At 67.4% G+C, this 13,281-nt stretch carries 5 protein-coding genes and 1 tRNA gene; 1 reads left to right on the plus strand and 5 read right to left on the minus strand.

The window, feature by feature from the left end; all coding sequences use genetic code 11:
• Positions 1-56: 56 nt before the first annotated feature.
• Positions 57-141 (minus strand) — tRNA-Tyr (locus tag LBN7_RS04415).
• Between the two features lie 86 nt (positions 142-227).
• Positions 228-1,157, minus strand: a complete 930-nt coding sequence (locus LBN7_RS04420) for a PfkB family carbohydrate kinase (protein ID WP_407361065.1) — start codon at positions 1,155-1,157, stop codon at positions 228-230.
• Positions 1,158-1,240: 83 nt separating this feature from the next.
• On the opposite strand from LBN7_RS04420, the gene LBN7_RS04425 reads away from it, so the two are divergent.
• Positions 1,241-1,843, plus strand: coding sequence for a hypothetical protein (locus LBN7_RS04425; RefSeq protein WP_341946220.1), 603 nt, complete (start codon positions 1,241-1,243; stop codon positions 1,841-1,843).
• 29 nt (positions 1,844-1,872) lie between these two features.
• Here the strand turns inward: LBN7_RS04425 and LBN7_RS04430 are convergent, their stop codons facing one another.
• The 3 genes from LBN7_RS04430 to LBN7_RS04440 form a co-directional block, all read right to left on the minus strand.
• Complete coding sequence (locus LBN7_RS04430; RefSeq protein WP_407361066.1) at positions 1,873-5,526, minus strand: efflux RND transporter permease subunit; 3,654 nt, start codon at positions 5,524-5,526, stop codon at positions 1,873-1,875.
• Positions 5,527-5,791: 265 nt separating this feature from the next.
• The gene (gene rpoC / locus LBN7_RS04435) at positions 5,792-9,667 is read right to left on the minus strand and encodes a DNA-directed RNA polymerase subunit beta' (protein ID WP_116634488.1); all 3,876 of its coding nucleotides are present in this window, start codon (positions 9,665-9,667) and stop codon (positions 5,792-5,794) included.
• Between the two features lie 87 nt (positions 9,668-9,754).
• Positions 9,755-13,258, minus strand: coding sequence for a DNA-directed RNA polymerase subunit beta (locus tag LBN7_RS04440; RefSeq protein WP_116634487.1), 3,504 nt, complete (start codon positions 13,256-13,258; stop codon positions 9,755-9,757).
• Positions 13,259-13,281: the final 23 nt, after the last annotated feature.

Consider the following 13,281-nt stretch of genomic DNA (forward strand, 5'->3'; position numbering starts at 1 on the left):
CGGGGAGAAACGCAACAAGCCCCGGGCGACCGGGGCTTGTTGCGTGTGATCTGCGCTGGTGGCGAGTGAGGGATTCGAACCCCCGAATGCGATGCAGTCTGATTTACAGTCAGATCCCTTTGGCCGCTTGGGTAACTCGCCAGAGCGCACCCGTCCGACTTCGACAGCCAACCGGGGGCACGAAAGACCATCATACCCGTCAGACGCGGGCACATGAAATCGACGCGTCAGCTGCCGAAGACGCCTCGTTCGGCCTCTGCGAGCGACTCCGGCGTGCGCAGCAGACCGCCCTCGGCGCGGCATGTCGCGGCGGCGATGTCCATGGCCCTGGTGAGCAGCGCGCGCCACTCGACGAGGCGTGCCGGACTCCCCCCGACGAGCCCGGCGGCGACCGCCGAGAGCGTCGCGTCCCCTGCGCCCACCGTGTCGACGACGCGGCCCGGGAGGTCCGAGATCGGTGCCGCCGCGGTGCCGGCGTCCGTCTCGAGGATCGCGCCGTCGGCGCCGGCCGTCGCGAGAACAGCCCCGACTCCGAGGTCGCGGAGTCGGGCGCGCAGCGCGCCGAGGTCGCCGTCGTAGAGGATCGCCGCGTCATCGGCGCCGACCTTGACGATGGCGGCACCCGCAGCAGCGCGCTCGAAGCCCTTCACGAACTCGTCCCGGTCGCTCAACATGCCGGTCCGCGGATTCGGATCGATCGCAAGGCGCGCTCCCGCTGCGGCCTCGAGCAGAGCGTCCACCTCCGCCGGCACGTCGAAGGGGAAGCAGCTGATCGCGACCAGTCCCGCCTCCGCGATGGCGTCGCGGGCCGCGTCGGAATAGCGGATGCTGCGCTTCCGGGCCGCTTCGTTGAAGACGTAGTCGGGTTCCCCGTCGGCTGCCCGCTGCACGACCGCACGCGAGGACCCGTGCGGGGCCGCGCTCTCGATGAGGCGGACGCCGTGATCGGCGAGGTATTCGCGGATGTGCTCCCCGGCCTCGTCCGCACCGACCATCGCGATCAGCGTCGTCGCGACGCCGAGTCGCCGGAGCCCCACGGCCACGTTCAGCGCCGCCCCGCCGACCAGCTCGCGCACACCCGAATCGTCGCGGATCTCGTCGATCAGGGCATCGCCGATCACGACGACGGATCCTGCGACGGAAGTCTCGATGCTCATCCGCCGACCCTATCGCGACGCGCCACCGCGAGTGCGCGGCACGAATGCTGTCGTGCGACCCGCGAGCGCGCTACGGTGTGCCCATGAACGCGCGATTCCCCGCAGGCGCCGCGGCACTCCTCCTCGTGGCGATCCTCACCGCGTGCGGAACGGCATCCGATGGCCCGGGGAATGCCGGCGGATCACCGAGTCCGTCGCCAGGAGCATCCGACGGCCCCGCCGAGACCGGATCGCCGACCCCTTCCCCCAGCCCGTCACCGACCGCGAAGGGCGTCGCCCTGCCGACCGACTGCCGGGCGATCCTCTCTGACGACGTGCTCGCCCAGCTCGAGGGCGTGCCCCTCAACGACGCGGCCTTCGGTCCCTCTGGCGTCGGCACCGACGGGACCCTCACCTGCATCTGGGCGGACCCCCGAGCCGACACGACCCGTCTCGTCACGACGATCTCCGCGATGAACCGCGGCCCGGCTCTCGACATGCTCAACGCCCTCGCCGACACCGAGGGGTTCGCCTGCTTCACCCCTGATGGCGGCACCCGGTGCGAGAAGACGTGGCCGAACACGCAGTACCCGGTGACCGACGGACGCACCCTGTTCTGGCGCGACGACATCATGATCGACACCCGCTATTCCAACCTCGCGCCGTCCGGCTACACGTCGTCGATCGTCTCGCACCTCTTCGACTGACGACCGCGCGCCGGCCGGCGGGCGGGCGCTCACTCGCGCTGCACCGCCGGCACGCTGTCGTCCGTACCCTCGGAGCCGTCGTCGAAGACCGCGACGCCCTCGTCCTCACCCGGCTCCTGCGCGTCGAGCTTCTCCTGCTCGCGCCGTGCCCGCCGCTCTGCGCGCTTGGCCATGCGGCGCTCACGCGAGCGTTCGAGCAGCAGGTACAGGATCGGCACGAGCACCAGCGTGAGAAGGGTCGAGCTGATGAGGCCGCCGATCACGACGATCGCGAGCGGACGGGAGATGAACACCCCGCCTCCCGTGATCCCGAACGCCATCGGGAGCAGCGCGAAGATCGTCGCCGTCGCCGTCATCAGGATCGGGCGCAGACGCAGTCGCGTTCCGTGGTAGACCGCCTCAGCGAGATCGGCCCCGCCCTCCCGCAGCTTGTTGACCAGGTCGAGCAGCACGATCGCGTTGGTGACCACGATGCCGATGAGCATCAGGAGTCCGATCAGCGCCGGGAGGCCGAGCGGCGTGCCGGTGAGCAGCAGTCCGACGATCGCTCCGGTGGCGGCGAACGGCACCGCGATGAGCAGGATCGTCGGCTGACGCAGATTGCGGAACGTCATGACCATCACCAGCAGGACCAAGGCGATCGCGGCGAGCATGGCGAGGCCGAGCTGCCCGAAGGCGTCATCCTGATCGGCAGCGACACCGGCGACCTCGAATCGGGTGCCCGCAGGCAGATCGAACTTCGCGGTCGCCGCGTCCAGCGCCTGCGTCGCCGCATCGAGCTGCCCGCTCTTCGGCGTGACCGTGATCGTCACGACCCGTTCGCCGCCGATCCGCGAGATCGACGGTGCCGTCATCTCCTCGGTCACGGTCGCGACATCGGCGACGCGCACGGCCGTGCCGCGCACCTCCGCCGCGGCCTTCTGCTCGGCCTCGAGCCGGGTCGCCTCCTCCTGCTGCGCGGCGGCCTCCGTCTGACTCTCCCGGAGCTGCGTCAGCTGCGCGTCGGCGGCCTCGACGCCGGCCTGTGCCTGTCCGATCGCGGAGAGCATCGCGGCGATCTGCTCCTGACGCTCGCGCTCGGCGTCGATCGCCGCCTGTGTCTCGGGCGTGACCGGATCCGGCACGACGGGCGCCGATGCCTCCAACTGGGCCAACTGGCCTCGGAGCGTGCTGATCTGATCGCGGAGCTCGGAGCGCTGGTCGGTCGTGTCCGCGATCTGCTTGTCCATCTCGCGCTCGGCCTTCGCCTTCTGCTCCTCGGCCTTCTGCTTCTGCTGCGCCTCGAGCGCGTCGAGCGCTGCCTTCTGCGCCGCCGCGGTCTGCTTGGACGTGACCGGGAGCGCCATCGCGGCGACCGCGTCGACCCCGCCGCTGACCGCGGCGGTGCGGATGACGATGTCACGCTCTCGACCGTCGAGCATCACGCTGCCGGCAGGCGTGCCGTTCAGCGCAGCGGTGATCGCCGACGCGATCTGCTGCTGATCGAAACCGAGCGCCGCCGCCTTGAGAGGATCGACCGTCACCTGCACGAGCGGCTGCTCGCCGCTGATGTCGCTGGAGGCGTTCTGGATGCTCCCCTCCTTCTCGAGAGCCTTGATCAGGGACTCGCTCGCCGCCGCGAGCGCCTTCGGATCGTCCCCGATCACGCGCAGATCGATTCCCGATCCCGCACCGCTGGAGTCGGCCGTCTGCACCTCGAACTGCTCGGGGTCTCCGAGCTCCTCGAGCTTGCGGTCGATGCCGTCCTGCACATCCGCGACCTTCGCGCCCTTGTCGAGCGTGACGTCGAAGGTGTTGACGTTCTCCTCGCCGGCGCCGGTGGATGCCCCGGGGATCGTGGAGCGGACGCTCTCGACGCCCGTGACCTTCTGCAGTGCGCGCTCGACGGGCTCAGCCGCCGCCACACGGTCCTCGACCGTTCCCGCCTCCTCCGGCGTCTGCGTCACCGTGATGCTCTGCTGGCTGGACTCCCCGAGGAAGTCCGTGGGGATCTGCGTCGCGAGGACGAACGTCGCCAGCAGCACCGCGGTCGAGGCGGCGAGCGTGATGACCGGCCTCCGATGGGTCGCACCGAGGAACGACATGAACCCCCGCTGCAGCCTGTCCTCCGGTGCGCTCATCTCGGCGCGGGCGAACGCACCTGCATCCTCGACGGGCGCCTCCGCCTCCGTCGCTGCGATCGCGCCGCCTGCCGTCGCCGCTGCGGCACGTCGCGCGCCGCGTGACCGCAGGAAGACGTACGCCAGGACCGGGACGATCGTCAACGCGACGACGAGGGACGCGGCCAGCGCGATCGTCACCGTGATCGAGAACGGACGGAACAGCTGTCCGGTGACGCCCGACACGAACGCGATCGGCAGGAAGACCGCGATCGTCGTGGCCGTCGAGGCGATGATCGCTCCCGATACCTGCCTGACCGAGGCGACGATGTCCGCCGCCGTCGGCACCTTCGTCTCCGCATGTCTATTGATGTTCTCGATGACGACGATCGAGTCGTCCACGACGCGTCCGATCGCGATCGTGAGGGCGGCGAGCGTGAAGATGTTGAGGGTGTTGTCGGTCCAGAGCAGCGCGATCATCGTGATCAGCAGCGAGAGCGGGATCGACACGGCCGCGATGATCGTCGAGCGCCAGGACCGCAGGAACGCGAAGATGATGACGACCGCGAACAGCAGCCCGAGTCCGCCCTCGGTCGAGAGGTCTTCGATCGACTGCTCGATGTAGGGAGCCTGATCGAAGATCGGGAGGAACTCGGCCTTCAGCGAGTCGCTGTACCGATCGAGGATCGCGGTGACACCGTGCGAGATCTCGACGGCGTTCGAACCGATGGCCGGCATCACCTGGATCGTGAGAGCCGCCTTGCCGTTCACGCGCGACAGCGAACCGGTCGGCTCGGGCTGCAGCGTGACGTCCGCGACATCCTGGATCTGGACCGCGCCCTCGGCGACCTGCACGGGAAGCGCCGCGATCGTCTCGATGCTGTCGACGCCAGGACCGACGTTGACCGCCACCTGGCCCTCGTCGGTGCCGACCTGACCGGCGGACAGCACGGGGCTGTTGCTCTGCAGCGCCGCCAGCACCATGGCCGGGTCGACCTTCAGACGGTCGACGTCGGCCGGCCGCAGCGAGACCTCGATCCGCTGCGACTCGCGGCCCTCCAGCGTGGCCGCGCGCACCCCGGCCACGGCGCGGATCTCGGGCAGGACGCTCTGCTCGAGGGCCTCTGCGAAGGTGTCGGCATCCGATGTCGAGCCCGCGCTCAGCACCATGGCCGGGATGTCTGCGGCGGAACCGGACTGCACGATGACGGTCGAGTCCTTCGGCAGCGCGGTCTTGACCCCGTCGACGGCCGCCTTGATCGCGCGGAGCGTCTCCTCGGCGTCGAGCTCGAACGGCCAGTTGACCATCACCTGCGCACTGCCGCTCTGAGTGGTGGAGCTGACCGAGGTCAGCCCGCTCACGCCTCCCAGCGCCTCTTCGACCGGCTCTGTGGCGAGCTGGACCATCTGGTCGGGCGCGAGCCCGCTGGAGCTCACCGAGATGTACGCTCCCGGTTGCGTCATCGACGGCGTCAGCTCCTGACGGAGCGAGGACATCGCGATGATGCCGAACACGGCGACGGCGATCGTGATCAGGCCGACGATGGCACGGTTGGCGAGGCTGGCGCGCGTGAGGAATGTCATGTGTGGCGAGGAGTTTCGTTCGGTGCGACAGGGCAGAGGCGCCGCCCTGTCGCGGCTCCCGGCCGCGGTCGTGCGCGATTCCTGGCCGCCGTCGAGCAGCGATGAGTCCAGCCAATCGTCTCCGGTCCACCCCGGCATCCGCCGGTGGTACCGACCGGGTCCGCCTACGGGACGATTTCTCCTCCCCCGTGCGAGGGAGGAGGCGCGTGAACGCACGAAGAAGGCCCCGGGGCGAACCCCGGGGCCTTCTTCACTTCGTCACACCTCAGTTATAGGTACCGGGCGTGATGTCGTCCGTCGAGAACGCGTCGAAGTCGACGTAGCCGAAGTCGCCGTCGGCGTACGCCCCGTCGGATGCGAAGATCCGGTTCGGGTAGCGCTCGCTCTTGGCTTCCTCGGTCGCCTCGACCGTGACGTCACGGTACTTCGAGAGTCCCGTTCCGGCGGGGATGAGCTTACCGATGATGACGTTCTCCTTGAGACCGACCAGCGGGTCGCGCTTGCCCTGCATCGCAGCCTCGGTGAGCACGCGGGTCGTCTCCTGGAACGACGCAGCCGACAGCCACGACTCGGTCGCGAGCGACGCCTTCGTGATACCCATCAGCTCCGAACGACCGGAAGCCGGACGCTTGCCCTCGGCCACAGCCTCGCGGTTGATCGCCTGGTAGCGCTTGAGGTCGACCATCTCACCCGGGAGCAGGGTCGTGTCGGCGTGATCGACGACGGTGACCTTGCGGAGCATCTGACGGACGATGACCTCGATGTGCTTGTCGTGGATCGGCACACCCTGCGAGCGGTACACGCCCTGGACGCCGCCGACGAGGTAACGCTGCACCTCGCGAGCACCCATGACGCGCATGATCTCCTTGGGGTCGAGCGTTCCGACCAGGATCGGCTGACCGACCGTGACGTGCTGTCCGTCTTCCACGAGCAGCGTCGCACGACGCAGCACCGGGTAGATGACCGGCTCGTCGCCGCTGTCGGGCGTCAGGATGACCTTCTTGCCCTTGTCGGTCTCGTCGATCGTGATGCGACCGTCGGCCTCGGCGATCGGGGACGCACCCTTGGGGGTACGAGCCTCGAACAGCTCCTGCACACGGGGAAGACCCTGCGTGATGTCGTCTGCCGACGCGGAACCACCGGTGTGGAACGTACGCATCGTCAGCTGGGTACCGGGCTCACCGATCGACTGGGCCGCGATGATGCCGACGGCCTCGCCGATGTCGACGGTCTTGCCGGTGGCCAGCGAACGGCCGTAGCACTGCGCGCAGACACCGACGGCGGAGTCGCAGGTCAGGACCGAGCGGACCTTGATGGTCTCGACACCCAGACCGACCAGCTTGTCGATCAGGACATCGCCCACGTCGTCGCCGGCCGAGGCGAGGACCTCGCCCGACTCGCTGACGACATCCGAGGCCAGGGTACGGGCGAACACCGAGTTCTCGACGTTCGCATCGCGGACCAGCTCACCCTGCGAGTTCGGAGCGGCGATCGGGAGCTCGAGGCCCTTCGACGTGCCGCAGTCCTCTTCGCGGATGATGACGTCCTGCGAGACGTCCACCAGACGACGGGTCAGGTAACCCGAGTCGGCGGTACGCAGAGCGGTGTCGGCCAGACCCTTACGGGTACCGTGCGTCGCGATGAAGTACTCCGCCACCGACAGACCCTCGCGGTACGAGGAGATGATCGGACGCGGGATGATCTCACCCTTGGGGTTGTTCACCAGACCACGCATACCGGCGATGTTCCGGATCTGCAGCCAGTTACCACGGGCGCCGGAGGACACCATGCGGTTGATGGTGTTGTCCTCAGGGAAGTGCGCCTTCATCGCGGCCTGCACCTCGTCGGTCGCCTCGGTCCAGATCTTGATGAGCTCCTGACGACGCTCGGCGTCGGTCGTGAGGCCCTTCTCGTACTGGGACTGGACCTTCGCGGCCTGCTTCTCGTAGCCCGCGACGATCTCCGCCTTGTTCGGCGGGGTGAGGATGTCGCTCAGGGCGACGGTCACACCGGAGCGCGTGGCCCAGTAGAAGCCGGCGTCCTTGATGCGGTCCAGCGATGCGGCGGTCTCGACCTTGGGGTACTCCTCGGCCAGCTTGTTGACGATCTGCGACAGCTTGTTCTTGTCAGCCTGCTCGCGGACGAAGGGGTAGCCCTTCGGGAGCGTGTCGTTGAAGATCGCCTGACCCAGCGAGGCGTCGACGAGACCGTGACGCTCGTAGCCCTCGGGCGCGTCGCCCTCGAGGAACGTCAGACCCGGGATGCGGATGCGGACCTTGGCCTGCAGGTCGAGGCTGCCCTCGTCCTTCGCCAGGATCGCCTCTCCCACCGAACCGAACGCACGGCCCTCGCCGGCTGCGCCCTCCCTGACCGTGGTCAGGTGGTGCAGACCGATGATCATGTCCTGCGAAGGCAGGGTGACCGGACGGCCGTCGGACGGCTTCAGGATGTTGTTCGACGCGAGCATCAGCACGCGGGCCTCGGCCTGAGCCTCGACCGACAGCGGCAGGTGCACGGCCATCTGGTCACCGTCGAAGTCGGCGTTGAACGCCGCGCAGACGAGCGGGTGGAGCTGGATGGCCTTGCCCTCGACGAGCTGCGGCTCGAACGCCTGGATGCCGAGACGGTGCAGGGTGGGCGCACGGTTCAGCAGCACCGGACGCTCGCGGATGATCTCCTCGAGCACGTCCCAGACCTCGGGACGGGTGCGCTCGACGGCACGCTTGGCCGCCTTGATGTTCTGCGAGTGACCGAGGTCGATCAGGCGCTTGATCACGAACGGCTTGAAGAGCTCCAGAGCCATCTGCTTGGGCAGACCGCACTGGTGCAGCTTCAGCTGCGGTCCGACGATGATCACCGAACGACCCGAGTAGTCGACGCGCTTTCCGAGCAGGTTCTGACGGAAGCGACCCTGCTTGCCCTTGAGCATGTCGCTGAGCGACTTCAGGGCGCGGTTGCCGGTACCGGTGACGGGACGACCACGGCGACCGTTGTCGAACAGGGCGTCGACGGCCTCCTGCAGCATCCGCTTCTCGTTGTTGACGATGATCTCGGGAGCACCGAGGTCGATCAGACGACGAAGACGGTTGTTGCGGTTGATCACACGACGGTAGAGGTCGTTGAGGTCGGAGGTCGCGAAGCGGCCACCGTCGAGCTGCACCATCGGGCGCAGCTCCGGCGGGATCACCGGGACGACATCCAGGACCATGGCGGCCGGGCTCATGCCGGTCTCCAGGAACGAGTTGACGACCTTCAGACGCTTGATCGCGCGGATCTTGCGCTGACCCTTGCCCTCGGAGATCTGCAGGTGCAGGTTCTCCGCCTCGGCAGCGAGGTCGAACGCCGCGAGGCGACGCTGGATCGACTCGGCGCCCATGTAGGCCTCGAAGTACTGACCGAAGCGGTCCTGCAGCTCGTGGAAGACGTCGTCCTCGGGACGGAGTGCGCCGACCTCGAGCGTGCGGAAGTCCTCCCACACGCGCTCCAGCTTGAGGATCGCCTCGTCGGCGCCCTTGCGGATGAGGGACATCTCCTTCTCGGCGGCGTCCTTCACCTTCTTCTTGGCGTCGGCCTTCGCCCCCTCGGCCTCGAGAGCAGCGAGCTCCTCCTCGAGACGAGCGAGGCGCTCGGCGATCTTGGCGTCACGACGGTCGCCGAGCGTCTTCAGCTCGAGACGGATGTTGTTCTCCTGCGTGCCCAGGTCGCGGTGACGAGCATCCTCGTCGACCGAGATGACCATGTAGGCGGCGAAGTAGATGACCTTCTCGAGGTCCTTCGGCGCCATGTCGAGCAGGTAGCCGAGACGCGAGGGGACACCCTTGAAGTACCAGATGTGGGTGACGGGAGCAGCGAGCTCGATGTGACCCATGCGCTCACGACGGACGGAGCTCTTGGTGACCTCCACGCCGCAGCGCTCGCAGACGATGCCCTTGAAGCGGACGCGCTTGTACTTTCCGCAGGCGCATTCCCAGTCGCGGGACGGGCCGAAGATCTGCTCTCCGAAGAGACCGTCCTTCTCCGGCTTCAGGGTGCGGTAGTTGATGGTTTCGGGCTTCTTGACCTCGCCGTAGGACCACGCGCGGATGTGGTCTGCGGTCGCCAGGCCGATGCGAAGCTCATCGAAGGTTGTGGACTCGAGCACTAGTTCTCCTGTGTCGGAAATTCTTTTTGAGAAGTCTGGCGCCGGCAAGCTCAGTCACCCGGGTGGGCTCCTGAGCTTGCCTGCGGATTAGATCTCGTCGATCGAGGCGGCCTCGAAGCGGCTGGAGATGTTGATCCCGAGCTCCTCCGCTGCGCGGAAGGCCTCGTCGTCGGTGTCGCGGAGGTTGACCAGCGTGCCGTCGGCCGAGAGGACCTCGACGTTCAGGCAGAGCGACTGCATCTCCTTCATGAGCACCTTGAACGACTCGGGGATGCCCGGCTCCTGGATGTTCTCGCCCTTGACGATCGCCTCGTACACCTTGACGCGGCCGAGGATGTCGTCGGACTTGATCGTGAGGAGCTCCTGGAGCGCGTATGCGGCGCCGTAGGCCTCGAGGGCCCACACCTCCATCTCACCGAAGCGCTGTCCACCGAACTGCGCCTTACCACCGAGCGGCTGCTGGGTGATCATCGAGTACGGACCCGTGGAACGTGCGTGGATCTTGTCGTCGACCAGGTGGTGCAGCTTCAGGATGTACATGTAGCCCACCGAGATCGGAGCCGGGAACGGCTCACCCGAGCGGCCGTCGAACAGCTGCGTCTTGCCGGTGGAGTCGATCAGGCGGACACCGTCGCGGGTCGGGAGCGTCGCGTCGAGGAGACCGGCGATCTCCTCCTCGCTCGCACCGTCGAACACCGGGGTCGCGACCTTCGTGCCGGGGGCGGCCTCGAACGCGTCCTTCGGGAGCCGTGCGGCCCACTCCGGAGTGCCCTCGACCTTCCAGCCCTGGTTGGCGATCCACCCGAGGTGGGTCTCCAGGACCTGGCCGAAGTTCATTCGACCCGGGATGCCGAGCGGGTTCAGCACGATGTCGACCGGGGTGCCGTCCGAAAGGAACGGCATGTCCTCGATCGGGAGGATCTTCGCGATGACACCCTTGTTGCCGTGACGGCCGGCGAGCTTGTCGCCCTCGGTGATCTTGCGCTTCTGGGCGATGTAGACCACGACGCGGCGGTTCACGCCGGAGCCGAGCTCGTCGTCGCCGTCCTCGGCGTTGAACTCCTTGACGGCGATGATCGTGCCCTGCTCGCCGTGGGGCACCTTCAGGGAGGTGTCACGGACCTCGCGGCTCTTCTCGTTGAAGATCGCGCGGAGCAGGCGCTCCTCGGCCGACAGCTCGGTCTCGCCCTTCGGCGTGACCTTGCCGACGAGGATGTCGCCGGGGCGGACCTCGGCGCCGATGCGGATGATGCCGCGCTCGTCGAGGTCCTTCAGCAGCTCAGGGCTGACGTTGGGGAGGTCACGGGTGATCTCCTCCTTGCCGAGCTTCGTGTCGCGGGCGTCGACCTCGTACTCCTCGATGTGGATCGAGGAGAGGGTGTCGTCCTTCACGAGGTCCTGGCTGAGGATGATCGCGTCCTCGAAGTTGTAGCCCTCCCACGTCATGAAGGCGACGAGGAGGTTCTTCCCGAGGGCCAGCTCGCCGTTCTCGGTCGCGGGGCCATCGGCGATGACCTCTCCGACCTCGACGCGCTCGCCGGCGGAGACGACGACCTTCTGGTTGTACGACGTGCCCTGGTTGGAGCGGTCGAACTTGCGCAGGTGGTACTCCTGCGTGCCGCCCTCGTCGAGCATGACGACGACGCGGTCCGCGGAGACCTCGGAGACGACACCGGCCTTGTCGGCGGTGAGCACGTCACCGGCGTCGATGGCCGTGTAGCCCTCCATACCGGTTCCGACGAGCGGCGAGTCGCTGCGGAGCAGCGGCACAGCCTGACGCTGCATGTTGGCACCCATGAGGGCGCGCTGTGCGTCGTCGTGCTCGAGGAACGGCACGAGCGAGGTCGCGACCGACACCATCTGGCGCGGGGAGACGTCGATGTAGCCGATCTCCTCGGGCAGGAACAGGTCGACCTCGCCGCTGCCGCCTTTGGGGCGGGCCAGGACGTGGCTCTCGCGGAAGCGACCCTTGGCATCGAGCGGGGCGTTGGCCTGCGCGATGTTGAAGTCGACCTCTTCGGAAGCCGTCAGGTAGTCGATGTGCTCGGTGACGACGCCACCCTCGACCTTGCGGTACGGGGTCTCGATGAAGCCGAACGAGTTGATGCGCGCGAAGGTCGCGAGCGCACCGATCAGACCGATGTTCGGGCCTTCCGGCGTCTCGATCGGGCACATGCGGCCGTAGTGCGACGGGTGGACGTCACGCACCTCGACACCGGCGCGGTCACGGCTCAGACCACCGGGGCCGAGCGCGGAGAGACGACGCTTGTTGGTCAGACCCGCGAGCGGGTTGTTCTGATCCATGAACTGCGACAGCTGCGACGTTCCGAAGAACTCCTTGATCGCGGCGACGACGGGGCGCACGTTGATCAGGGTCTGCGGCGTGATCGCCTCGATGTCCTGCGTGGTCATGCGCTCGCGGACGACGCGCTCCATGCGGGACAGACCGGTGCGGACCTGGTTCTGGATCAGCTCGCCGACCGCGCGGATGCGACGGTTGCCGAAGTTGTCGATGTCGTCGGTCGCGAGACGGATCTCGGCCTTCTTGCCACCGCGGATGCCCGTGAAGGTCTCCTCGGTACCGGCGTGCAGACGCACGAGGTACTTGATCGTGGCCACGATGTCCTCGACGGTCAGGACCGAGGAGTTCAGCGGCTGGTCGAGACCGAGCTTGTGGTTGATCTTGTAACGACCGACCTTCGCCAGGTCGTAGCGCTTCGGGTTGAAGTAGAAGTTGTCCAGCAGCGCGCGGGCGGCCTCGGCGGCGACCTGCTCGCCCGGACGGAGCTTGCGGTAGATGTCGCGGAGCGCATCTTCCTTGGTGACGATCGTGTCCTTCGCGAGCGTCTCCTCGATCGAGGTGTAGCCGGCGAACTCCGCGAGGATCTCCTCGCTCGTCATGCCGAGCGCCTTGAGGAAGACGGTGACCGACTGCTTGCGCTTGCGGTCGACGCGCACGCCGACCTGGTCGCGCTTGTCGATCTCGAACTCGAGCCATGCGCCACGGCTCGGGATGACGCGCGCCGACACGATGTCCTTGTCGGACGTCTTGTCGGGGGTCTTGTCGAAGTACACACCCGGCGAGCGCACGAGCTGCGAGACGACGACGCGCTCGGAGCCGTTGATGATGAACGTGCCCTTGTCGGTCTGGAGCGGGAAGTCGCCCATGAAGACCGTCTGGGTCTTGATCTCACCGGTGAGGTGGTTCATGAACTCGGCCTCGACGTACAGCGGAGCGGCGTAGGTCTTGCCACGCTCCTTGCACTCGTCGATCGAGTACTTCTCCGGCTCGAGGTACGGGTTCGTGAACGACAGCTGCATCGTCTCGCCGAGGTCCTCGATGGGAGAGATCTCCTCGAAGATCTCGCCGAGACCCGAGTTCTCGTTGACGTCGGTGCGGCCGGCCTTCTTGGCCTCGGCCACGCGCGCCTTCCAGGCGTCGTTGCCGACGAGCCAGCCGAAGGACTCGGTCTGCAGAGCCAGAAGGTCAGGGACCGTCAGGGTGTCGGAGATCTTGGCGAACGAAAGACGGGATGCTCCGCGTCCGTTCTTGGTGGTGGTGGATGTGGATGCGTTGCGAGCAGCAGCCAAGGGAATAACCTCCGTGAGCCCCG

Source organism: Microbacterium sp. LBN7 (assembly GCF_045690345.1).
GTDB lineage: Bacteria > Actinomycetota > Actinomycetes > Actinomycetales > Microbacteriaceae > Microbacterium.